This window comes from Rhodococcus sp. F64268 (genome assembly GCF_023015605.1).
Taxonomy (GTDB): domain Bacteria; phylum Actinomycetota; class Actinomycetes; order Mycobacteriales; family Mycobacteriaceae; genus Rhodococcus.
This window is the reverse complement of the sequence record NZ_JALKAI010000006.1, coordinates 108,164-131,506: the sequence shown is the minus strand read 5'-3', so window position 1 is coordinate 131,506 and position 23,343 is coordinate 108,164. Positions and strand designations below refer to the sequence as shown.

Annotated in this window: 21 protein-coding genes and 2 tRNA genes; 9 read left to right on the top strand and 14 right to left on the bottom strand. The window is 65.6% G+C overall.

Features of this window, described 5'->3' with window-relative positions:
* Positions 1 to 60: 60 nt before the first annotated feature.
* Positions 61 to 702: a TetR/AcrR family transcriptional regulator gene (locus MWU77_RS16610; RefSeq protein ID WP_247274269.1), complete on the top strand. Its 642-nt coding sequence runs from the start codon at positions 61 to 63 to the stop codon at positions 700 to 702.
* Between the two features lie 36 nt (positions 703 to 738).
* Here MWU77_RS16610 and MWU77_RS16605 read toward each other — a convergent pair whose 3' ends face one another.
* The 6 genes from MWU77_RS16605 to MWU77_RS16580 all read right to left on the bottom strand — a co-directional run bounded on the left by MWU77_RS16605 (position 739) and on the right by MWU77_RS16580 (position 7,317).
* Positions 739 to 1,527: an SDR family NAD(P)-dependent oxidoreductase gene (locus MWU77_RS16605; RefSeq protein WP_247274268.1), complete on the bottom strand. Its 789-nt coding sequence runs from the start codon at positions 1,525 to 1,527 to the stop codon at positions 739 to 741.
* An 83-nt stretch (positions 1,528 to 1,610) separates the two neighbouring features.
* Positions 1,611 to 2,267, bottom strand: a complete 657-nt coding sequence (locus MWU77_RS16600; RefSeq protein ID WP_247274267.1) for a PaaI family thioesterase — start codon at positions 2,265 to 2,267, stop codon at positions 1,611 to 1,613.
* The gene (locus MWU77_RS16595; RefSeq protein WP_169688579.1) at positions 2,264 to 3,133 is read right to left on the bottom strand and encodes a MaoC/PaaZ C-terminal domain-containing protein; all 870 of its coding nucleotides are present in this window, start codon (positions 3,131 to 3,133) and stop codon (positions 2,264 to 2,266) included. Before MWU77_RS16595 ends, MWU77_RS16600 begins: the two co-directional genes overlap by 4 nt.
* 10 nt (positions 3,134 to 3,143) lie before the next feature.
* Positions 3,144 to 5,333 carry an acyl-CoA dehydrogenase gene (locus tag MWU77_RS16590; protein ID WP_169688578.1) on the bottom strand — a complete coding sequence of 730 codons (2,190 nt, stop codon included), beginning with the start codon at positions 5,331 to 5,333 and terminating at the stop codon, positions 3,144 to 3,146.
* Positions 5,334 to 5,401: 68 nt separating this feature from the next.
* The gene (locus MWU77_RS16585) at positions 5,402 to 6,565 is read right to left on the bottom strand and encodes a steroid 3-ketoacyl-CoA thiolase (RefSeq protein ID WP_169688577.1); all 1,164 of its coding nucleotides are present in this window, start codon (positions 6,563 to 6,565) and stop codon (positions 5,402 to 5,404) included.
* 146 nt (positions 6,566 to 6,711) lie between these two features.
* Positions 6,712 to 7,317 (bottom strand): TetR family transcriptional regulator, encoded by a 606-nt coding sequence (locus tag MWU77_RS16580; RefSeq protein WP_169688576.1) that lies wholly within the window; start codon positions 7,315 to 7,317, stop codon positions 6,712 to 6,714.
* A 226-nt stretch (positions 7,318 to 7,543) separates the two neighbouring features.
* Between MWU77_RS16580 and MWU77_RS16575 the strand changes: the two genes are divergently transcribed.
* Positions 7,544 to 8,467, top strand: a complete 924-nt coding sequence (locus tag MWU77_RS16575; protein WP_169688575.1) for a 3-oxoacyl-ACP reductase — start codon at positions 7,544 to 7,546, stop codon at positions 8,465 to 8,467.
* 24 nt (positions 8,468 to 8,491) lie between these two features.
* Positions 8,492 to 9,235 carry an SDR family NAD(P)-dependent oxidoreductase gene (locus MWU77_RS16570; protein WP_169688574.1) on the top strand — a complete coding sequence of 248 codons (744 nt, stop codon included), beginning with the start codon at positions 8,492 to 8,494 and terminating at the stop codon, positions 9,233 to 9,235.
* A gap of 69 nt (positions 9,236 to 9,304) precedes the next feature.
* Here MWU77_RS16570 and clpX read toward each other — a convergent pair whose 3' ends face one another.
* The 5 genes from clpX to MWU77_RS16545 all read right to left on the bottom strand — a co-directional run bounded on the left by clpX (position 9,305) and on the right by MWU77_RS16545 (position 13,792).
* Positions 9,305 to 10,582: an ATP-dependent Clp protease ATP-binding subunit ClpX gene (gene clpX / locus MWU77_RS16565; RefSeq protein WP_169688573.1), complete on the bottom strand. Its 1,278-nt coding sequence runs from the start codon at positions 10,580 to 10,582 to the stop codon at positions 9,305 to 9,307.
* Between the two features lie 227 nt (positions 10,583 to 10,809).
* On the bottom strand, positions 10,810 to 11,472 hold the full coding sequence (locus tag MWU77_RS16560) for an ATP-dependent Clp protease proteolytic subunit (protein WP_054716287.1): 663 nt from the start codon (positions 11,470 to 11,472) through the stop codon (positions 10,810 to 10,812).
* 49 nt (positions 11,473 to 11,521) lie between these two features.
* Entirely contained in the window at positions 11,522 to 12,148 is a 627-nt protein-coding gene (locus MWU77_RS16555; RefSeq protein WP_169688572.1) for an ATP-dependent Clp protease proteolytic subunit, read from the bottom strand.
* A gap of 110 nt (positions 12,149 to 12,258) precedes the next feature.
* Positions 12,259 to 13,647: a trigger factor gene (tig, locus tag MWU77_RS16550; RefSeq protein ID WP_247274266.1), complete on the bottom strand. Its 1,389-nt coding sequence runs from the start codon at positions 13,645 to 13,647 to the stop codon at positions 12,259 to 12,261.
* A gap of 68 nt (positions 13,648 to 13,715) precedes the next feature.
* Positions 13,716 to 13,792 (bottom strand) — tRNA-Pro (locus MWU77_RS16545).
* 163 nt (positions 13,793 to 13,955) lie between these two features.
* On the opposite strand from MWU77_RS16545, the gene MWU77_RS16540 reads away from it, so the two are divergent.
* From MWU77_RS16540 to MWU77_RS16530, 3 genes are all read left to right on the top strand, one after another.
* Positions 13,956 to 14,029 (top strand) — tRNA-Gly (locus MWU77_RS16540).
* Between the two features lie 136 nt (positions 14,030 to 14,165).
* Positions 14,166 to 15,332, top strand: a complete 1,167-nt coding sequence (locus MWU77_RS24980; RefSeq protein ID WP_247274265.1) for a WS/DGAT domain-containing protein — start codon at positions 14,166 to 14,168, stop codon at positions 15,330 to 15,332.
* Positions 15,333 to 15,385: 53 nt separating this feature from the next.
* Positions 15,386 to 16,165, top strand: a complete 780-nt coding sequence (locus MWU77_RS16530) for a DUF1542 domain-containing protein (protein ID WP_247274264.1) — start codon at positions 15,386 to 15,388, stop codon at positions 16,163 to 16,165.
* A 16-nt stretch (positions 16,166 to 16,181) separates the two neighbouring features.
* Here MWU77_RS16530 and MWU77_RS16525 read toward each other — a convergent pair whose 3' ends face one another.
* Together MWU77_RS16525 and MWU77_RS16520 are read right to left on the bottom strand one after the other, a co-directional pair.
* Entirely contained in the window at positions 16,182 to 16,979 is a 798-nt protein-coding gene (locus tag MWU77_RS16525; RefSeq protein ID WP_247274263.1) for an Fpg/Nei family DNA glycosylase, read from the bottom strand.
* Positions 16,980 to 16,982: 3 nt separating this feature from the next.
* A complete protein-coding gene (locus MWU77_RS16520; RefSeq protein ID WP_169688567.1) occupies positions 16,983 to 17,459 on the bottom strand; it encodes a ribose-5-phosphate isomerase in 477 nt (158 codons plus the stop codon).
* Between the two features lie 90 nt (positions 17,460 to 17,549).
* Here MWU77_RS16520 and MWU77_RS16515 point away from each other — a divergent pair, with 90 nt between their 5' ends.
* Positions 17,550 to 18,491 carry an ABC transporter substrate-binding protein gene (locus tag MWU77_RS16515; protein WP_206040016.1) on the top strand — a complete coding sequence of 314 codons (942 nt, stop codon included), beginning with the start codon at positions 17,550 to 17,552 and terminating at the stop codon, positions 18,489 to 18,491.
* 83 nt (positions 18,492 to 18,574) lie between these two features.
* Here MWU77_RS16515 and MWU77_RS16510 read toward each other — a convergent pair whose 3' ends face one another.
* Positions 18,575 to 19,204 (bottom strand): DsbA family protein, encoded by a 630-nt coding sequence (locus MWU77_RS16510; RefSeq protein WP_240959250.1) that lies wholly within the window; start codon positions 19,202 to 19,204, stop codon positions 18,575 to 18,577.
* Between the two features lie 178 nt (positions 19,205 to 19,382).
* Between MWU77_RS16510 and MWU77_RS16505 the strand changes: the two genes are divergently transcribed.
* Together MWU77_RS16505 and pepN are read left to right on the top strand one after the other, a co-directional pair.
* Entirely contained in the window at positions 19,383 to 20,624 is a 1,242-nt protein-coding gene (locus MWU77_RS16505; RefSeq protein WP_247274262.1) for an NAD(P)/FAD-dependent oxidoreductase, read from the top strand.
* A 63-nt stretch (positions 20,625 to 20,687) separates the two neighbouring features.
* On the top strand, positions 20,688 to 23,270 hold the full coding sequence (gene pepN / locus MWU77_RS16500; protein WP_247274261.1) for an aminopeptidase N: 2,583 nt from the start codon (positions 20,688 to 20,690) through the stop codon (positions 23,268 to 23,270).
* Positions 23,271 to 23,343 lie beyond the last annotated feature (73 nt).

Here is a 23,343-nt window from a genome sequence, read left to right as displayed (position 1 = left end):
AAGCCTCCGTTAAGAAGAATGTATTAATTTTGAAGTCAATGTTCTTAGTACAGTGGCCGCATGACGATGTCAACGGGACGTCTCGCACTACTCGATGCCGCAGAGCGACTCATCGCGCACCGCGGCATTCACGGAGTCGCCGCGCGCGAAGTGGTCAAAGAAGCCGGGCAACGGAACAATTCGGCCATCGCCTACCACTTCGGCTCGTGGCACGGGCTCCTCGACGAGATCTGGAGCAGGCACGCACCACGGATGAATACCGAACGCGCCGCGCTACTGGCTGCGGCCGACCTCGAGGACTCCCCCACCCTGGACCGACTCGTCCACGCCTACATACACCCGCTCGCAACGCAGATCGCGCGGAATCAACCGAGCTACTGGGCGCGATTCAACGAACAATGGCTGTCCACAGCGCCACTCGACGTCCTCTCGACGCCCGTGTCCACCGGCGTTCAGGCCGACTACTACCCTTCGGACGCCTCACTCGATGTGCTGTCGCACCTGTTGATCCGGATCGCGGACCGACTCGACCTTCCCGAGCCAGATGCTCGCCGTCGAGTGAGCTTGATGGTGCGCTTCGTCATCGGCGCCTTCGCTGCGTTCGAGCGCGCTCAGGAGACCGGCGCCGCACCCGATTCCGCATCGTTCGAGGCAGAGATCCTGCAGCTCGCAAACAGAATGCTCGACCTGCCGCAGCCGTAGCCGGGCAGATCGAGCATTCGATTCGTCTACGGGTGGTCAGTCGACCTCCGGGGCCCACTGCACTCCGTTGATATGGCTTCCGCCATCGACGAACAGGGAATTGCCCGTCAGGTAGCGAGCATCATCACTCGCCAGGAACGCGGCGACGGTACCGATGTCATCGAGCGGATCACCGATCCGCCCCATCGGATTGGCGGCTTCCTGTGCCGCGGCCATCTGCGGATTCGCCGCGGCGACGCGCTCGTAGGCCGCACTCTTCGCCCCCGGGCAGATCACGTTGCAGCACACGTGCTTCGGCGCCCACTCGCGCGCCGCTGTGCGCGTCATACTGCGTAGCGCTTCCTTGGCGGTGTTGTAGTACACCGAGTACATGTGGGCATTGACGCCGTTGAGGCTGCACATGTTTATCACTCGACCGGTCCCGTGTTCGGCAAGTGCCGGATATGCGCGCTGCATCGCCCAGAACGCCGCCATCACACCCATGTCGAAACCGGCCCGCATGTTCTCTTCGGCGGTCTTCTCGAGCCGTGCGTAGCCCAGCGGGCGCCAGGCGTTGTTGACCAGGATGTCGAGCCGTCCGAACTCTGCTGTGGCAGCGTCGACCATCGCGTGCACCTGATCACGATCGGTGACATCGGTGCGCACGACCTTCGCCTGCACGCCCCACTCGTCGATGAGCCATTTCGCGGTGCCGGCTCCCGCCGTCTCATCGATGTCGGCAACGATGACGTTCGCACCTTCACGCGCCAGTGCACCCGCAACACCGCGGCCGATACCCATTGCGGCGCCGGTGACGATCGCCACCCGCCCGTCCAACTTGCCCATCCAGGCACCTCCTTCGTCGATGCCCGTGCGTGTTTCCGGTAGCTCCCGCTACCAGAAACACGCACGGGGGTCGCGCCGCTGCGTCAGCGGGGGCGGGGAACGGTCTTGTCGATGAAGAGCGCCTCGACGGACACGCACACCGTGCCATCAGCAGTCGCGATCTCACCCACGGTGTTGATCTTGCGGCCGTTCTCTTCGACCAGACGGCCACGAACGGTCAACGGCTCGAAAAGTGGGGTCGGGCGGTGGTAGCGGACATTGAGCTGCGCAGTGGCACCGCTTCGTCCGGCCCACGCGTTCGCGACACCCAGGGTGTGGTCGATCAACAGCGCAGCGACGCCTCCGTGGACGTGCCCGGGGGGACCCTGGTACGGGAATGTCAGCTCGACGACACCTTCGACCCACCCGTTGTCACGGCCCGCTAGCACGAGCGGCGGAGCGAGTGCGTTCTCGGGGCCCGTGACGGGATCGTGCCGTGTGACCCCTTCGCCGTGCCACATGTCGATCAGGCGTTCCTGCACCTCTGGTGCGTGCTCCTCGAGGTGCTCGGCGATGCTGTCGAGCTCCTCGGCGACACGCTCGAGATTCGCGTTGGAGCGATCGGTACGCAGCAGAGCATCGACCACGCGGCGCGCGGCTGCGGTAGCACGGTCGACAGCGGAGTCCTGTGGCGCCGACGTGAGCACCGTGCCATCGGGAGCGTTTCCGACGGTGGGGTGCGTAGCGGGATCGACTCTCATCGGACCTCCATCGTCGCGTGGGTGAGTACCGGCTGTCCGTCTCGCTCCGGGCACGTCGCCAGCAGAGTGAGGACATCACCGTCGCGCCACACCGAGGTCTCGATGGTCTCCCCCGGGTACAGCGACCCGGCGAAGCGCACCGAGAACGACTTCACCCGGGTCGGGTCACCGTCGAGGACACCATCGACGACTGCCTTGCACACGACGCCGTACGACGCGAGGCCGTGCAGGATGGGCCGATCGAAACCGGCCATCTTCGCGAACTCGGGGTCGGCGTGCAGTGGGTTCATGTCGGCGCTGAGCCGGTAGACCAAGGCCTGTGCGGGGCCGGTGTGCGACACGAGGACCTTGTCGGCATCCCGCTCGGGCGCGGAACCGCTCGCCTCCGGACCTGCCTCGCCACCGAACCCACCTTCGCCACGCGCCCAGATCTGCATCGCGGAGGTCCATAACGGGCTTCCGTCTGCGGTGTGGGCGGACTGCTCGAGCACGATCACTGCAGCCTTGCCCTTGTCCCATACGTCCGCCACGCGCGACGAAATCGTTGCGGCGCCGGAGGCCGGTATCGGAGCGTGCACCGTGAGTGACTGCCCACCGTGGAGAATCTTGCGCAGGTCGATGTCGATACCCGGCAGGTTCATCCCCACCGGGGTGACGTTCCCGGCCGAGATCCCCTGCCCCGCCACCATCGCGAAGGTGGGCACGACCTTCAGGTTCTTCTCGTACACCCATCCCAGCTCGGCCGGGTCCAGCGAGTCGGCACCGGCTCCGAGGCCGAGGTGGTAGAGCATCACGTCGCGCTCGGTCCAGGCGGCCTCACGGACGGTCGGTACTGCCGTCAGTGCGGCATTCACATCTATCGGCATGTCGGTTGTCTCACATTCCGGGTTCGGGGTCGCGGGGCAGACCGAGTATCCGCTCGCCGATGATGTTCAGCTGGACGTTCGTCGTGCCACCGGCGATGGACATGCACTGCGCGTTGAGGAACATCTGTGTTGCGGACAGCCGGTCCTGCTCCCCGAGTAGAGAAGTCGGGCCGGCCCACTCCATCGCGACCTCCCACACCTGCTGGAGATGTTCGACGCCGAGGAGCTTCGCGATCGACGACTCGGCACCCGGCTGCGCGCCGGTCAGCGACCGCAGCGTGGTGCGCAGAGCCATGAGCCCACCGGACTGCGCATCACACAGCACCTTGCCCAGCACTGTGAGTTGTTCGTCGTCCACTCCACCCGGGATCGTCGATGCGAGTGTCAGGAGCGCCTCGCCGCCGGAGCCGAGTGAGGAGTCGTTCGACAGCGACACGCGCTCGTTGGCGAGGGTGGTGCGGGCGAGTTTCCAGCCGTCACCGGGCTCGCCGACCAGGCACTCGTCGGGTACGAACACGTCGTCGAAGAACACCTCGTTGAACAGTGCCTCGCCGGTGATCTCCCGCAGCGGACGAATGTCGAGGCCCGGGGAATTCCTGATGTCTATGAGGAAGTAGGACAGGCCCTTGTGCTTGGGTGCGTCGGCGTCGGTGCGTGCCAGGCAGATGCCCCAGTCCGCAACGCGGGCCATCGACGTCCACACCTTCTGGCCCTGGAGCTTCCATCCGCCATCGACCTTGACGGCCTTGGTGGACAGGCCGGCGAGATCGGACCCGGCACCGGGTTCGGAGAACAGCTGGCACCAGACGATGTCACCACGCAGCGATCCCGGAAGGAACCGTGCGAGCTGCTCCTCGTTGCCGTGCGCGATCAGGGTCGGTACTACCCAGTTGCCGATGATCATGTCGTGCGGTCGAAGCTCGGCGCTGCGCAGTTCCTCGGCGATGACGAGCTGGGTGACGGCATCGGCCGTCTTGCCCCACGGCGCAGGCAGATGCGGTGTGGTGTAGCCCTTCTCGGCCAGGTAGGCCTTCTGCGCGGCACCTTCGATTGATTTGGCGGGCTCGAGTTCTGCGCGGATGTCGGCGCGGATCTGCTCGGCCTCCGTCGGCAGATCGATGCTCAGGACCCGGCGGGTGCCCTCGAGGGTGAGTCCCGCGACCCGGCGCTTCCATGATGCCGTGGAGCCCGACAGGATCCGCAGGGACTGCGCGCGCCGCAGGTACAAGTGAGCATCGTGCTCCCACGTGTAGCCGATGCCGCCCAGGACCTGGATGCAGGTCCTCGTGACCTGGAAGCCCGCTTCGAGGGCGGTCGCCGCAGCCACAGCGACCGCGAGCGAGGCCTCGTCGGCCGAGATGTCCTCTCCCAGCGCACGGGCCGCGTCCCACGCGGTGACGCGGGCCTGCTCTGCGAGGCCGAGCATCCGTGCGACGGTGTGCTTGACACCCTGGAATTGACCGATGACACGGCCGAACTGCCGACGGACGCGGGCGTAGTCGGCAGCTGTGGTGGTGGCCCAGTCGGCGAGGCCGGCCGTCTCTGCCGCGAACAGCGTGACGGCGATGTCTACGACACGCTGCGAATCCAGTGTCAGGATGTCGCAGTCGGAGAGGACAAGACCGTCCACCGTGACCTCGGCATTGCGCCGTACGACGTCATAACTCGGCAGGTCGGTCACGTCGAGGCGGTCACGGTCGACGACGACGAACGCGAGGGTGCCGTCATCGTCGGCTGCGAGCAGGAAGACGTCGGCGACCTGCCCACCGAGCACATAGCTCGACGTGCCGGACAGTACGACGGTGGCGCCGTCTCGGACGATCTTCAGTCCGCCGGGCTGCAGGGTGAGACCACCGAACAGTGAACCGTCGGACAGCGCGGCGAGCCGGTCGGGACGCCCGGCCTCGTGCAGAACTGCGGAGACCACAACGGTCGGCAAGAATGGTCCGGGAACCATCGCACGGCCGAGTTCCTCCGCGACGATAGCGGTTTCGAGCAGACCGCACCCTGCACCGCCGACCTCTTCGGGCAGGTGCAGCCCCAGCATGCCGAGTTCGGCGAGCGAAGCCCAGTACGAAGGTCGGGCCTCGGTCTTGGCCTCGACCGCATCGCGGATCGCTTCGGGCGTGGCGTGTCGTGCGGCCCAGCCGCGGACGGAATCGCGAAGGTCGCGATCGTCGTCACTCAATCCAATGGTCATGAACCGGTCCTTCGATGGAAGCAGGAAATGTGCGTGAGCGTTACCCGGCAGGTGCGGCAGCGGGACGGCTAGATACGTTCGATGATGGTCGCGGTGGAGAGTGCGCCACCCGCGCACATCGTGATCAGCGCGGTCGAGCGATTCGAGCGTTCGAGTTCGTGCAGCGCAGTGGTGATCAGGCGGGACCCGGTGGAGCCGACCGGGTGCCCGAGGGCGATCGCACCGCCGTTGACGTTGACCTTGTCCATGTCGGCTCCGTGGACCTGGGCCCACGACAGCACGACAGACGCGAAAGCCTCGTTGATCTCGATGATGTCGATGTCCGACAACGACATTCCGGTGCGCTCGAGGACTGCTCGGGTGGAGTCGATCGGACCGTCGAGGTGGTAGTACGGGTCGGAGCCGACCAGGGTGGAGGCGAGGATACGTGCCCGCGGACGCAGACCCGACTCACGGGCCTTGTCTTCGCTCATGAGAAGCACTGCCGCGGCGCCGTCGCTGACCTGCGACGAGTTACCGGCAGTGTGGATGCCGCCCTCGATGACGGGCTTCAGACCCGCCAGGCCCTCCGCAGTGGTCTCACGGAGCCCGCCGTCGCGGGTGACCGTCGCGGTCTCACCGGTGGGCTCGCCTTCCTTCGTGACGACGGGCGCCTCCACCGGAACGATCTCGCGGTCGAACCGGCCCTCGGCCCACGCCTGGGCTGCCCGCCGCTGCGATTCGAGTCCGAATGCGTCGACGTCGTCGCGCTTGATGCCACGCAGGTCGGCGATGCGCTCGGCGGAGGTGAACTGGTCGCCCATGTCGATGGACCAGTCGGCAGGGTACGGGTTTCCCGTACCGGGAGCGTTGGCCTGACCGAGGAATACCCGGCTCATCACCTCTACACCGCAACCGATCCCGGCGTCGGCCTGGCCGGAGGCGATCAGGCCGGCAACCATGTGCACAGCCTGCTGCGACGAGCTGCAGGCGCAGTCGATGGTGGTCGCTGCGGTCGTGTACGGGAGGCCGGCGTGAAGCCACGCCTGCCGCGTCACGTTGTTCGACTGCTCCCCCGCCTGGGTCACGGCGCCACCGACGAGTTGGCCGACCTGCTCCGCGGGAAGCCCGGTCCGGTCCAGGACTGCCTTCTGGGCCGCACCCAGCAGCACTGCGGGGTGCACCCCGGCCAGCTGGCCGCGGCGACGCCCGATCGGCGTCCGTGCGGCTTCGACGATGACGACGTTGTTCATGCCACTCCCTGCATTACCGAGCTACTGAAAACTGCGTTTCTACCTTACTGAAATTTATTCTATTTCTGAGGTGGAGCGAGGACCTGCGCTGTCCCACCGAGCGGGACCACCCTGGTCACGAACACGACTCGGTGCAGCCGGATTCGTCAGACGAGGTCACCGAGCAATCGATCGCACGCGACCCGCAGATCCGATTCAATCTCGGGGATCGACGTACGCCCATTGAGCGCAGACTGCACCAGCCCGAACCACAACGCGACGACGAGCCGGAGCACGGTCGCGTCCAGGACTGTCGGCTCCTCGATCCGCACAGCGCCGAGAAGCAACCGGTCGAACTGCTGGTCGATTCTCGCTACATCGGGGATCGTGGCCGCGTTCGACATCGCGGCCGACTGAATCATGGCCGTCGCGAGCCGCGGCGTACGCAACAGTGCGCGCGTCGCCTGCAGCAGCGCATCGCACACCGCCTCCGAAGGCGCCATCGCGGCGTGCGCACGCCTCGAGAGCTGGGCGCCCATCCGGTCGATCTGGTCGACCATGACCGCAACGAACAGGTGGGTCTTCGACGGGAAGTAGCGGTAGAGCGTGCCTATCGCGACGCCGGCCAGCCTCGCAACCTCCTGCATCTGGACACGTTCGAGTTCTTTCTCCGCACCGAGCTGGGCAGCCGCCTTCAGGATCCGCCCGTGCCGCGCACGCTGTTCCATCGAACTCGGCTCGGCCGCATCACGAGCCTCTGAGAGCCTGGGCATTCCTCACCTCTTCCTTTGCCCGGTCGACGGCCGACAGTAGATCGGGCAACACCGCTCGAGCGCTTCCGTCCTGGTCAGCAGGATCCGCCTCGCCCGGTCAACCCACTCCCGCACAGCGGGACAACATCCACGCGCCGAACCCACCGCACTCAAACTAGAATGAATACTAATTTTGGTTCGGAGCCGATTCCGAGGAGCCGAACCGACCGAACACGGGAGACTCTCCATGGGTGAATCTGTCAGCCTGGCCGGACGCGCGGCAGTGGTCACGGGCGCCGGAGCCGGCCTCGGCCGCTCCGAGGCGCTCGCACTGGCCACAGCCGGTGCCGCGGTCGTCGTCAACGACATGGGCGACGCAGCACACGCAGTCGCGGAAGAGATCATTGCGGCAGGCGGACAGGCGATCGCCGTGACCGGTGACGTCTCCGACTGGTCGCTCGGTGGCCGCCTCATCGAGGAGTCCGTCAAGGCGTTCGGCTCGTTCGACATCCTCGTCAACAATGCCGGCATCATTCGCGACAAAATGATCTTCAACCTCACCGAATCCGATTGGGACGACGTAATTCGCGTGCACCTCAAGGGCCACGCCGCGACCTCCCACGCTGCCGCGGTCCACTGGCGCGCAGCCAGCAAGGAGACCGGTGACCCCGTGTACGGCCGCATCATCAACACCTCATCGGAAGCGTTCCTGTTCGGCTCCGCCGGACAGCCCAACTACTCGGCCGCCAAGGCGGGCATCACCGCCCTGACGCTGTCCACCGCACAGGGACTCTCCCGCTACGGCGTCACCGCGAACGCGATCTGCCCGCGCGCCCGGACGGCCATGACCGCCGAGGCATTCGGCGAGGCAGACGCTGCGAACACCGGTCTCGACCCACTCGCACCCGAGCGCGTCGGCACGCTCGTGTCATACCTGGCCTCACCCGCCTCGCACGAGATCAACGGCCAGGTGTTCGTGGTGTACGGCAAGATGGTCGCACTCATGGCCTCCCCGAAGCTCGAAAATCGTTTCGACGCCGCAGGTTCCGCTTTCACTGTCGAAGAACTCGACGAGCAGCTGTCGTCGTACTTCACCGGTCGCGGCCAGTACGAGACGTACGCTGCCTACAGCATTGCGGAACTGGAGAAGGCCGCACTCGCAGTCGACTGATCACGTCACTCGAAGGAGCACGGCATGAGACTTGCAGGGAAAGTCGCGATCGTCACCGGCGGAGCCGGCGGTATCGGTCGCGGTATCGTCCGAGCATTCACCAAGGAGGGTGCTCACGTCCTCTTCGTCGACATCGACGAAGTCAAGGGCACCGACCTCGAGGCCGAACTCGACGGCGCGGGAAAGTTCATCAACGCAGACATTTCCCAGAAAAACAGCGCCGCAACGATTGTCGATGCCGCGATTCAAGCATTCGGGAAGGTCGACGTCCTCGTCAACAACGCGCACGTGTCGCGCCAGGCACCGCTGCTCGAGACCACGCAGGAAATGTTCGACCTGTCCTTCGGCACGGGCTTCTATCCGACCCTCTGGCTCATGCAGGCCGCACACGCAGAACTCGCTGCGAATCAGGGTTCGGTGATCAACTTTGCGTCCGGAGCCGGCATCGACGGTAACGTCACGCAGGCCTCGTACGCCGCGGCGAAGGAAGCGATCCGCGGGATCAGCCGGGTTGCTGCCAACGAGTGGGCCTCCGACAACATCAACGTCAATCTCATCTCGCCGCTGGCCTTGACCGAAGGTGTGCAGGCGTACATCGAGGCGAATCCGGGCGTCGAGGACGTCCTGCTCGCCAAGACGCCGCTGCACCGGTTCGGAGATCCGGAATCCGATATCGGGCGTGTCGCAGTGTTCCTTGCCAGCGACGACGCTTCGTACATGACCGGCCAAACACTGATGGTCGACGGCGGCAGCATCAAACTGCGCTGATCGGTTCGGCAGCTCACACGACTCGGCCCCGGCAGGATTTCCTGCCGGGGCCGAGTCGTGTGGTCGGACTCAGGCGCTCTTGTCGCGGCGTTCGCGGTCGGGCTTGCGTGGCACGATCGTCGGGAGCACGTTGTCGGTCACGGTTTCTGCGGTGATGACAACCTTCTCGACGTCATCGCGGCTCGGGATGTCGTACATCACCGGCAGCAGGACTTCTTCGATGATCGCACGGAGCCCGCGGGCACCGGTACCGCGCAGAATCGCCTGGTCGGCGACGGCCTCGAGCCCGTCCCTGGTGAAATCGAGTTCCACCCCGTCCATCTCGAACAGACGCACGTACTGCTTGACGAGTGCGTTCTTCGGCTCCGACAGAATCTCGACGAGCGAGTCCTTGTCGAGATTGGTCACCGACGCGACAATCGGCAGGCGACCGATGAACTCGGGAATGAGCCCGAACTTGATCAGATCTTCCGGCATGACATCGGCGAAGTGATCGGTGGTGTCGATCTCGGCCTTCGACCGCACCTCGGCGCCGAAACCGATGCCCCGCTTGCCGACGCGATCGGAAACAATGCGCTCGAGACCCGCAAAAGCACCGGCCACGATGAACAGCACATTCGTGGTGTCGATCTGGATGAACTCCTGGTGCGGATGCTTCCGGCCGCCCTGCGGTGGCACCGACGCCTGCGTACCCTCGAGGATCTTCAGCAGCGCCTGCTGGACACCCTCGCCCGACACATCGCGAGTGATCGACGGATTCTCGCTCTTGCGCGCAATCTTGTCGACCTCGTCGATGTAGATGATGCCGGTCTCGGCGCGCTTGACGTCGTAGTCGGCGGCCTGAATCAGTTTGAGGAGGATGTTCTCGACGTCCTCACCGACATATCCGGCCTCCGTGAGAGCGGTGGCATCGGCGATCGCGAACGGCACGTTGAGCATCTTCGCGAGAGTTTGGGCGAGGTAGGTCTTGCCACAGCCCGTGGGTCCGAGCAGAAGAATATTCGACTTGGCGAGTTCGACCGACTCACCGCGTGAGTCGCGCGTCTTGTCGCCGGCCTGGATGCGCTTGTAATGGTTGTAGACGGCCACCGCAAGCGACCTCTTTGCAGAATCCTGGCCGATCACATAATTGTCGAGGAATTCCCGGATTTCGGCCGGCTTGGGCAGTTCGTCGAGCTTGACCTCGCTCGTTTCGGCGAGTTCCTCTTCGATGATCTCGTTGCAGAGGTCGATGCACTCGTCGCAGATGTAGACCCCGGGGCCCGCAATGAGCTTCTTGACCTGCTTCTGGCTCTTTCCGCAGAACGAGCACTTGAGCAGATCCCCGCCGTCACCGATACGTGCCATCTGTCAGGTCCCTACTTCCTCGTGTGCGTGCAACCGATCCCGTGTCCGTCGACGAACGCCGGCCCGGGGAGCGGGCCCTTTGATCGACCGTACCCGGACTTCGGTACGCGGGTCGACAGGTTCTCCGCGTTTCCGGTCAGATTTGTGCGCGCCGACAGCGGCGCAGCTCACACCCTGCACAACGGCCCGGTCGAACACACTCGGAGGTTCGACCGGGCCGGGCGTGACTATGCCTGAGCAGACAACTTGCGGTACTCGAGCACGTTGTCGATCAGACCGTACTCGACCGCCTCGGCAGCGGTGAGGATCTTGTCCCGATCGGTGTCCTTGCGAATCTGTTCGGGATCCTTACCGGTGTGCTTGGCCAGCGTCGTCTCCATCAAGCGGCGCATACGCTCGATCTCAGCGGCCTGGATCTCCAGGTCCGAGACCTGACCCTGGATGCCGCCGGTGGCCGGCTGGTGGATGAGCACGCGGGCGTTCGGCAGCGCAAGGCGCTTACCCGGGGTACCTGCCGCGAGCAGCACAGCTGCCGCCGAGGCCGCCTGGCCGAGGCACACGGTGGTGATGTCGGCGCGGACGTACTGCATGGTGTCGTAGATCGCCATCAGCGACGTGAACGAACCACCGGGTGAATTGATGTACATGGTGATGTCGCGGTCGGGATCGAGCGACTCGAGCACGAGCAGCTGAGCCATGACATCGTTCGCGGACGCGTCGTCGACCTGAACGCCCAGGAAGATGATGCGCTCTTCGAAGAGCTTGTTGTACGGGTTGGATTCCTTGACGCCGTAGCTCGAGTGCTCGATGAACGACGGGAGGATGTAACGGCTCGCCGGTGAATTCGGGGCCTGGCCGCCGAGTTGGCGCGGATCGAACATGTTGGTCATCGCTTCTCCAAGAAAGTGTGGGACGTGGAGCGGGTCGGGGCCTCGGGGACTAGCTCGACGTGCCGCCGGCCTGCTGGGCCCGCGCGACGACGTGGTCGACGAAGCCGTATTCGAGTGCCTGCTGTGCCGTGAACCAGCGGTCGCGGTCCGAGTCGAGGGTGATCTGCTCGACGGTCTGCCCGGTGTGCTCGGCGATCAGCTCGGCCATCTCACGCTTGGTGTGTGCGAACTGCTCGGCCATGATGGCGATATCGCTGGCAGTACCACCGATACCGGCGGACGGCTGGTGCATCATGATCCGCGCGTGCGGCAGAGCGTAACGCTTGCCCTTGGTGCCTGCCGAGAGGAGGAACTGCCCCATCGACGCAGCCAGCCCCATCGCAAAGGTCGCCACATCGCACTCCACGAACTTCATCGTGTCGTAGATCGCCATACCCGAGGTGACCGAACCACCCGGGGAGTTGATGTACAGCGAGATGTCGCGGGTAGGGTCTTCCGCCGACAGCAACAGGATCTGTGCACAGAGCTTGTTGGCGATGTCGTCGTCGACCTGGGTGCCGAGGAAGATGATGCGCTCGCGGAGCAGGCGTTCGTACACCGAGTCGCTGAGGTTCAGCCCAGCGGTGGCCGAGGTCATCGTCGGGCCGATGGATGTCGCCGGATTCTGAGGAGTCACGGGTACCTGCCTTCTCGTCAATCGTGGATTGCTGTCATTGACAGTAACGAAACAGGGCGGCACCGGATGCCCGGTGCCGCCCTTCTTCGCTCAAAGCGGAAAAGATCCGATTACTCGGATGCCTTCTCCTCGGCCGCCTCGGCGTCCTCGGCAGCTTCATCCGAGTCGGCCTTCGGGCCACCGAAGAGCTCGGAGGTGTCGACGGTCGCGCCGGTGGTGTCGGTGACCGCGACACGGTCGACGACGGTGCCGAGAGCCTTGCCGCGACGAACGTCCGCGAAGATCGCGCCGAGCTGGTTGGCCTGGCTGATCTGCTGGATGAACTGCTCCGGCGGAATGCCGTAGCGCTGTGCCTGGAAGAAGATCCGCTCGGTGAGCTCTTCCTGCTCGACCGTCGTGTTCTCCGACTCGGCGATCGCATCGAGAAGCAGCTGGGTCTTGACGGACCGCTCTGCGGACTCGCGAGCTTCCTTGTCGAACTCTTCGCGGCTCGAACCCTGGGCCTCGAGCAGCTTGTCGAGCTCGGCCTCGTCGTGGTCGAGCTCGTGGATCGCGTCGTGCAGTGCACTGTCGATCTCGGCCTGGACGACGGCCTCGGGCAGCGGCACCTCGACCTTCTCGAGGAGTTCTTCGAGCACCTTGTCGCGGATCTGACCTGCCTGCTCGACCTGCTTGACGCGGCCGACACGCTCACGCAGGTCTGCCTTCAGTTCGTCGAGGGTGTCGAACTCGCTCGCGAGCTGGGCGAACTCGTCGTCCTCAGCCGGAAGTTCGCGCTCCTTGACCGTGTTCACCTTGACGGTGACGACGGCTTCCTTGCCCGCGTACTCACCTGCGACGAGCGTGGAGGTGAACTCCTTCGACCCGCCGGCCTCGAGACCGACGATGGCCTCGTCGAGGCCCTCGATGAGCTGGCCGGAGCCGACCTCGTGGGACAGCCCCTCGGTGGCAGCCTCAGTGACCTCTTCGCCGTCGACAGTGGCAGACAGGTCGATCGAGACGAAGTCGCCGTCCTGCACAGCGCGCTCGACACCGGTCAGAGTGCCGAAACGCTGCCGCAGCGACAGCAACTGCTCTTCGATGTCCTCGTCGGAGATCTCGACGGGATCGACGGTGACCGCGATCTCGGAGAAGTCGGGGAGGGTGACCTCGGGGCGTACGTCGACCTCCGCAGCGAAGACGAGTTCGACGTTGTCCTCGAGCTTCGTGATGTCGATCTCCGGCTGACCGATCGCCTTGACCTCGTTCGTGGTCACTGCCTCGGAGTAGCGCGACTGGATCGCGTCGTTGACGACCTGCTCGAGCACCGCACCGCGACCGACGCGAGCCTCGAGAATCTTGCGCGGGGCCTTGCCGGGACGGAACCCGGGGATCCGCACCTGACCTGCGAGGGACTTGAAGGCGCGGTCGAAATCAGGCTGGAGCTCCTCGAAGGGCACCTCAACGTTGATACGGACTCGCGTCGGGCTCAGCTGCTCGACGGTGCTCTTCACGGACATGACTCCTTCTTGTCGTGCTCTTGTCGGTCGTTCGTTCTCACTACTGAGCGCCCTGACGCTGTTCGATCTGGTCGGGATGACAGGATTCGAACCTGCGACCCTCCGCTCCCAAAGCGGATGCGCTACCAAGCTGCGCCACATCCCGTCGTACCTAGTGCTCCCGCCATGGCGCCGGGGGCCGGACTGAATCCTACGGCCCCCCGATTATGAATTCCAAAGCCGGGTTCGGTACAGTCTCATCCTGCAAGCGGCAAACGCCGGAGAACACCGGAAAACTACCCGGTGAGCACCGACGAAGCCACAGGCACGGGGATGTAGCTCAATGGTAGAGCCCCAGTCTTCCAAACTGGCTACGCGGGTTCGATTCCCGTCATCCCCTCCAGCGAACCGCCCGGATCTCGTCGAGATCTCGGGCGGTTCTCGTTTCTGCACCGCCCGGATCACCGTTTCGACTCGATCCCTCGAAGCCGACTCGAATCCGAGACCGAACACCCGTCCGCTGTGAGAGCGTCGCCAGTGTGAGCGCGACACCCGACCGCACGTCGATGAGGTCCGGCGCGGCGGAGGCCGCCGCCGCCTCGCGGTCGTCCGTCGTCGCAGCAGTGCTCCTCGACGCCGTGCCGGAATGGGATCGTGTCACCGCGATGCTCGCGCCCGGGAATCTGGAAGCAGCGGCGTTCCGGCACCGGGTGGTCGAGGTTCCCATCGGACTCGAGGTCACCCGCCGCAGCGCTGATCACGACGACACACCGTGGCACCTCGACCGGATATCGCTGACCGGCACCGCCGGCTTTCCGGACGTGCTGGCGCTGACGCCCACCGTCCCCGAGACCATGGAGAGCCATCGTGCGAGCTGGGGCCTCACGCTCGTGGACGGTCTGACCGGTGGCCAGGCTGCACTCGTGATCAGCATCGTTCGTCCCGAACGGGGCGGACACGGTGCACCCGGGCAGAACGGCCGCGAACACCACGGCTCGGTATGGACGTGGCTGCGCAGCATGTCGGAACACACTGCGGAAGCGATTCGCTCGTCGACCGAACTTCTCGTGGGCAGCACCACCGACCTGGTGAAAGCAATCGTCGCACCGGCTTCGCAACCACTCCCGCACCATGCCTATCCGACGAGCGGCCCGCACCGACTTCATACCCTCGACATCCCCCGCGGCGAGATGCACGCCGCAGCGAAGCGCGCCGGTTGCGGACTCGAAAGTGGTGTCGCAGCCGCTGTGTTGCTCGGATACGCGTCGTATCGGCACGTGCACGGCTCCCCCGCGGACGATCCGTTCGCCGCGACCCCTGGCGCCGGATCCGAGGAACCCGCTCAGGTCAGCCTCGGCGGCACCGAGATCGAGGACGGACCAGTCGCCTTGATGCAGCGCATCGACCGTGTGACCGCGGGCATGCCCGACGACCCGAACGCACTTCCCAGTACGCGGATGTTCGGTCACGACGATGTGCTGACCTGCACGGTCCCCGGTTCGGCGACCCCCCTGTTCGTGGCGGGCGCCGGCATCGCGCGGTACTACGGTTTCGGCCGCACCCTGGGGTCTGCGATCAACGCAACCCTGATGTCGTACCTGGACATGTGTTGTGTCGGCCTCACTGTCGACCCCGCCGCGGTGCCCGACCGCACCGTGTTCGACGAATGCCTGCGCACGGGTCTGCGGACCGTCCTCGACAGCTGACCGAATCGGTACGCTGGAGCGCAGACCGGAAGACCTCGTCGTAGGGACTCACCGTGGAACTCCTGCTGATCCTCGCCGTTGTGGCAGTAGTCGTGTACTTCGTGGCACGCTCACAGAAATCCACCACTCGCCAGGCCGCCGGCAACCTCGACGACGCCAAAGCCGAGGCCCGACAGGCCATCGAACGGCTCGGAGGCCAGGTCTACAACCTCACCGGCACCGACGACGCGTCCCGTCAGGCACTCGCCGACGCCGCCGAGCGCTACACAGCGGCCGGTTCGCAGATCGACCAGGCCCGGTCCCCCGTCCAAGCGCGCCTGGCGAAACAGACCGCGCTCGAGGGTCTGTACTACATTCGCGCCGCACGCATCGCGATGGACATGGACCCCGGGCCCGAGATCCCCACGCTGGACGGCCAGAAGTCTGCTGGTGCCGTGACGGAGGACCGGCAGGTCGAGTTCGAGGGCCGCCAGGTGGCAGCGTCACCATCGCCGTCAGCGCGCACTCCGAACTACTACCCGGGTGGCCGTGTCGCGGGCCGTCCGGTTCCGGCGGGATGGTACTCCGAGCCGTGGTGGAAGCCTGCGCTCGTCGCGGGTGCGTGGGGCGTCGGGTCGATGCTGCTGTTCTCGTCGTTGTTCACGGGCATGGCGGGAGTGCCGTACGGTGCGCAGGAGTTCGAGAGTGGAGCGGCGGACGGTTCGGACGGCGTCGCGGGCGATCACGTCGGCGACGACGGCAGCGGTTTCGACGGAGGCGGTTCCGACGGCGGGATCGGTGATGTCGGTGGCGGCGACGGCGGATTCGGCGACTTCGGGTTCGACGGGTTCTGACCTACCGATCACACGTTCACTTCGGTTGGCAGACCTCGCACCAGAACAGGTTCCGCGCTCCCATCACCTTGTGGAGCACCGGCGTGCTGCACACCCGGCACTGCTCCCCCGCTCGCCGGTACACATAGGTGCGGGGCCGGTCCTTCGCATATGCGGGTGCGCCGTGGTCGTGTTCGGAACGCACGACGTGCATGCGGCCCCGCGCCATCCCCACCTGCATCAACTCGACGAGATCGGCCCAGATCTCATCGAATTCGGCACGTGAGAGATTCCTACCGGGTCGTTCGGGGTGGATTCCGTGCCGGAACAACACTTCGGCGCGGTACACATTGCCGATTCCGGCGATGACCGTTTGGTCCATGAGCAGACCCCCGATCGGGCTGCGGGAGCGGCTGATCCTCGCCCACGCCTGCTCCGGATCGGCGTCGGCACGCAACGGGTCCGGGCCGAGGCGCGCTTCGATGGCGTCGACCTCGCCCTCGGTGAGGACCTCGCATGCGGCCGGTCCGCGCAGATCACTGCCGTGTCCCGAACCGGTCATCCGCATGCGGACCTGCCCGGTGGGTTCGCCGAGTGGGAGCTCGGAATCGGTGAACGCGCCATAGATTCCGAGGTGCACATGCACGGTCAGCGCGCCCTCGTAGTGATGGAACAGGTGCTTACCCCACGCGTCGGCGTGCGTGAGGACCCGTCCGGTCACCGCGGCTGCGCCGTCGGCGAAGCGCCCCTGGGGGCTGGACACCCGCACCGGCGCACCCGCGTACCACTCGTGGTGCAACCGGGCGAGCCGGTGCAGGATGTGTCCTTCGGGCACCGGTCAGTTCGCGCCCGGCACTGCGGGTGCGTCGCCGGACTTCTCGTATGCCGCGAGAATATCGATGCGCCGCTGGTGGCGTTCCTCGTTCGACCACTCCGTCGACAGGAAAGCATCGACGATCGCGAGTGTCTCCTCGAGCGAGTGCATCCGGCCGCCGATACCGATCAGCTGGGCATTGTTGTGCTCACGGGCAAGTTTGGCCGTCTCGACGCTCCAGGCCAGCGCGCAGCGCGCACCAGGGACCTTGTTCGCGGCGATCTGCTCGCCGTTGCCGCTGCCGCCGAGGACGAGGCCGAGGCTGCCCGGGTCCGCAACCGTGCGGCGCGCGGCCTCGATGCAGAACGCCGGGTAGTCGTCGAGTGCGTCGTATTCGAAGGCACCGCAATCGACGGCTTCGTGACCGTTCGCCGTCAGGTGCTCGATGATCTGATTCTTCCGTTCGAAACCGGCATGGTCGGCTCCCAGGTAAACGCGCATGAACAGAGTCTAGACAAGCACTGCGAGGAGCACGGAATCACGCCACCCCCTCACATAGGGTTACCTCACCTAACCCGCTGGATTGAGCGAATGTTCACAACACAAAGCCGATCGGCACGCCTCATCCTCGGCGCGGCCGCCGCCGTCACCGCACTTCTCCTGTCGGCGTGTGGCACGAGTTCGTCCGACGACACGACTGCCTCTGCCGAGTCCTACACCGTCGAGCACGCCATGGGCGAGACCACGATCGAGGGCACGCCGGAACGGATCGTCGTCATCGACTCTCCGCACCTCGACGCCCTCGTTGCGCTGGGGATCACGCCGGTCGGTGCCACCGAATCCGGTGCCGCGACCGGTGTCCCCGCGTACCTCGCCGAAGATCTCGAGGACACCGAGATCGTCGGCCCGACGATGGAGCCCGACCTCGAGGCCATCGCAAGCCTGAACCCCGATCTCATCATCGGCGCGCAGGTACGACACGAGGCGCTCTACGAGCAGCTCTCGGCGATCGCGCCGACGGTCTTCTCCGTGAACTCGGGAACCGACTGGGAGGAGCAGGCGCGCATCACCGCCGCCGCAGTGGGCGAGACGGATCAGATGGAAACGTTGCTCACCGGGGTCGAGGAACGCGCCGCACAGATCGGTGACGAGATCGGTGCCGAAGGACAGACCGCCTCGATGGTGCGGTTCCGGCCGGACAACTTCCGTCTGTACGGTCCCGACACCTTCTCCGGCACGATCCTCACCCAGGTCGGCTACGATCTCGGCGCGGACCGCGCCTGGAACGAGTACTCGATGCTCGAACTCAGCCCCGAGAACTACACCGAGATCGACGGCGAGGTGGTCTTCTTCACCAACCCCGGAGGCGATCCGGCAGCAACCACGATGGCAGCGGTGACCGGGCTGTGGGGCGCACAGCCCGGTGTCGCAGCAGGAAACGTCCACGAGTTCGAGGACGAGACCTGGATGGTCGGCATCGGCGTTGTCGGTGCGAACACCATCCTCGACGACCTCGAGAAGACCCTGGGCTGACAAACCTCCGCAGAAAGGTGTCCTCCACCTCCGCCTGAGCTGGAGGACACCTTTTCGAGCGCGCCTCGTCAGTCGAAGGCCCGTCAGTCGAAGGCCGGATCCTCGTCGCGGCTGCGCTTGAGTTCGAAGAAGTGCGGGTACGAAGCGAGCGCAACGACCCCATCCCACACCTTGCCCGCGTCTTCACCACGCGGGATCTTCGACAGCACCGGCCCGAAGAACGCAACACCGTTGACGTGGATCGTGGGGGTGCCCACGTCCGGGCCCACTGCGTCCATCCCCGCCGCGTGACTTGCGCGTAGCGCCTCGTCATAGTCCTGACTGTCGGCGGCCTGGGCGAGGACGGGGTCGAGGTCGAGCTCTGCAAGGGCACCGGCGATGACGTCGGTGAAGTCCTTGTTTCCCTCATTGTGGATGCGGGTGCCCATCGCGGTGTAGAGACTCTCGAGAATCTCGTCGCCATACTTCTGGGATGCGGCGATCGCCACACGCACCGGCCCCCACGCCGTCTTCATCATCTCGGCGTAGGCGTCGGGCAGCTCACGGCCTTCGTTGAGGACGGCGAGGCTCATGACATGGAAGCGTGCTTCGATATCGCGGACCTTGGTTACTTCGAGAATCCACCGCGAGGTGATCCAGCACCACGGGCAAAGCGGGTCGAACCAGAAGTCGGCGGTGTCCTTACCGGCGGCACCGGTTGTCTGGTTGCTCAAGACGGTCTCCTCACACGGGTCGGGTTGCACGGAGTGCAACACAGTCCAGCGGGGCATTCTTCCCGATCTTCGCCGCAGCAACGCGCGGTCCCCGTACCGTCGGACACGAAGACCGGGACGTAGCGCATCGGGCGAGTAAGCGCCATCGCGTACGGACAAGCGAACGAGAGGTCATGCGATGTCTGGTGAGAAGACCTTCGTGATCGTCGGTGCCGGACTCGCCGGTGCAAAGGTGGCGGAGGAACTGCGTGCACGCGATTTTCCGGGGCAGGTCGTACTGATCGGCGCCGAAGAGCATCTGCCGTACGAGCGACCGCCGCTGTCGAAGGAGTATTTCGCCGGCGCCAAGCGACTTCTCGACTTCACTGTGCAGCGCGGCGACTGGTACCGGGACCATCGTGTCGACCTTCGTCTCGGGACGACGGTCACCGCGATCGATCCCGCCGCGCACACGGTTTCGTTGCCGGACGGCTCGACCGTCCACTACGACAAGCTGGCACTCGCGACCGGATCACGATCCCGGCGTCTCCCCCTGCCCGGCGCCGATGCGCCGGGAGTTCACGTCCTACGCACCGTCGGGGAAGCCGACGAGCTTCTCGCCGCGATCCGCCGCGACAACGGCCCTGCCGCTCACCTGGCGATCATCGGGGCCGGTTGGATCGGTCTCGAGATCGCGGCGGGCTCGCGGGGCCGCGGCGCCGAAGTAACGGTCATCGAATCGGCACAGACTCCCCTGCATGCGGCGCTCGGCCCCGAGATGGGCGCGGTGTTCGCCGAGTTGCACCGGTCGCACGGTGTGGACCTGCGGCTCGGGACGTCCGTATCCGAGATCGCCGTCGCGGGCGGGCGCGCTGCCGGCGTCGTTCTCGCTGACGGCACTTCGGTGCACGCCGACGCGGTGCTCGTCGCTGTCGGCGCCGCACCGAATGTCGAACTCGCCCGGAACGCCGGTCTCGACGTCGACACCGGAGTGCTCGTCGACGCATCACTGGCCACCAGCGATCCCGACATCGTTGCGGTCGGCGACATCGCGGAGGCCGAACATCCCGAACTCGGGTGCCGTGTCCGGGTAGAGCACTGGGCCAACGCTCTCAATCAGCCTGCGGTGGCCGCGGCCACGATGCTCGGAATCGACGCCTCCTACGACAGGCTGCCCTACTTCTTCACCGACCAGTACGACCTCGGGATGGAGTACGTCGGGCTCGCCCCGCCCGATGCACACGTGGTCACCCGAGGGGACGTAGCGAAACACGAATTCCTCGCGTTCTGGCTCGACGACGACAACACGGTGCGGGCAGGCATGAACGTGAACATCTGGGACGCGGGCGACGACATCCGCACACTCATCTCGTCGGGTTCGCGCGTCGACGCCGTTCGACTTGCCGACGCGAACGTGCCGTTGGCGGACGTCGCCACCTGAACACGGCCCCACCATGATGGGATGGATCCCGACCGACATCCCGTCGTGAGAAGGAGTTCTTCTGTGGCACCACCGAACCTGACCCGTGAGCAGGCCGCCGAGCGGGCAGCGGTCCTGCGCGTCGACAACTACACCGTCGTCCTCGACCTCACCGATGGGTCCGGAGGGCCGGGAGCCACCACATTCCGCTCCGTCACCACGGTGACGTTCGATGCGACCGAGGGTGCGTCCACCTTCATCGATCTGATCGCGCAGACCGTGCATTCGGCAACACTCAACGGCTCCCCCGTGGACGTGTCCGGATACAGCGAGGACACCGGCATCGCGCTGTCCGGACTCGCCGCGCGCAACGAACTCGTGGTCGACGCAGACTGCCTGTACACGAACACCGGCGAGGGTCTACATCGGTTCGTCGACCCGACCGACGACGCGGTGTACCTGTACTCGCAGTTCGAGACGGCCGACGCCAAGCGGATGTTCGCGTGTTTCGACCAGCCCGATCTGAAGGCCACCTTCACTCTGTCCGTGACCGCGCCCGTCGACTGGAAGGTGATCTCGAACTCGGAGACCGTGCAGACCACCGCGGCGACGCCCGGTCAGCACCACTTCCGCACCACGCCGCGGATGAGCACCTACCTCGTCGCGCTCATCGCGGGCCCGTACGCCGAGTGGACCGACACCTACACCGACGAGCACGGCACGATCCCTCTCGGCCTCTACTGCCGCGCGTCCCTGGCCGAGTTCATGGACGCTGAGCGCCTGTTCACGGAAACCAAACAGGGCTTCGGCTTCTATCACGAGAACTTCGGCATGCCGTACGCCTTCGGCAAGTACGACCAGCTGTTCGTGCCGGAGTTCAATGCCGGCGCAATGGAGAACGCCGGCGCTGTGACGTTCCTCGAGGACTACGTCTTCCGTTCCAAGGTCACCCGCTATTCCTACGAGCGACGCGCCGAAACCATCCTGCACGAGATGGCACACATGTGGTTCGGCGATCTGGTCACCATGCGCTGGTGGGACGACCTGTGGCTCAACGAGTCCTTCGCGACGTTCGCATCCGTCCTCTCGCAGGCCTCGGCCACCGAGTACACCAACGCGTGGACGACGTTCGCCAACGTCGAGAAGTCATGGGCGTATCGGCAGGATCAGCTGCCGTCCACCCACCCGATCGCCGCGGACATCCCCGACCTCGCCGCCGTCGAGGTCAACTTCGACGGCATCACCTACGCGAAGGGCGCCTCGGTGCTCAAGCAGCTCGTCGCCTACGTCGGGCAGGAACCGTTCCTCGAAGGCCTGCGCGCATACTTCCGCGACCACGCCTTCGGCAACGCAACCTTCGACGATCTGCTGGCCGCGCTGGAGAAGTCTTCCGGCCGGGACCTGTCGGGATGGGGTGCCCAGTGGCTCAAGACGACAGGTCTGAACATTCTGCGCCCCGACTTCGAGCTCGACGCCGACGGCAAGTTCTCGCGTTTCGCCGTCGTGCAGGAGGGCGCGCAGCCAGGAGCCGGTGAGTTCCGCGTGCATCGGCTCGCCATCGGTGTCTACGACGACGACGGTTCGGGCGCTCTCGTGCGCACGCACCGCGTCGAGGTCGATGTCGACGCCGCCGCAAGCACCGACATCCCCGAGCTCGTCGGCGTAGGTCGCGGCAAATTCGTGCTCGTCAACGACGACGATCTGACCTACTGCTCGGTCCGGCTCGACGACGAGTCGCTCGCTACGGTGATCGACCGCGTCGGCGACATCGCCGAGCCGCTGCCACGCACGCTGGTGTGGTCGGCGGCGTGGGAGATGACCCGGCAGGCCGAACTCAAAGCGCGCGATTTCGTTGCACTGGTGCAGCGCGGTATCGCCGCGGAGACCGAGGTGGGCGTCGTGCAACGTCTGTTGATGCAGGCGCACACGGCGGTCGGCAGCTACGCCGACCCCACATGGGCCGACGCCTCGGGTTGGAGCGACTACGCGAACCGGCTACTCGAGCTGGCACGTGAAGCGGAGCCGGGGTCGGACCATCAGCTCGCCTTCGTCAACGCACTGTCCACAGCTCGGCTCTCACCGTGGCACACCGAAGTCTTCGAAGAGTTGCTCGGCGGTGATCCGGCGAAGGTCGGACTGCCCGGCCTGGTTGTCGACACCGATTTGCGGTGGCGTCTCGTGCAGGCGCTCGCAGCCGCAGGTGAAGTCGACGCAGAGGGAGTGGAGTCGCCGTTCATCGATGCGGAAGCCGAGCGCGACCCGACTGCGGCCGGTGCCCGGCAGGCAGCGGCGGCACGCGCGGCTCGTCCGCAGGAAGAGGTCAAAGCCCAGGTTTGGCGGACGGTGGTCGGCGACGACACCGTTCCGAACATCACTGCTCGTTCGATCATCGGCGGTTTCGCGCCTGCCGGTCAGTCGGAGCTGCTCGAGGCCTACGTGGAGCGGTATTTCGCGGAGGTGCCCGATGTGTGGGAGCGCCGGTCCAGTGAGGTCGCGCAGACCGTCGTCGTGGGCCTGTATCCGTCCTGGTCGATCAGTGAGGCCTCGGTCGCTGCGGCCGACGAATTCCTTGCCGGTGATCGTCCTCCTGCGCTGCGCCGATTGATCACCGAGGGGCGCGCCGGGATCGTGCGGTCGCTGCGGGCACAGGCGTTCGACGCGTCCTGACGTAGAACGCATACGGCCCGATGTCACCTTCGGTCACTCGAAGTGACCGAAGGTGACATCGGGCCGAAGCGGG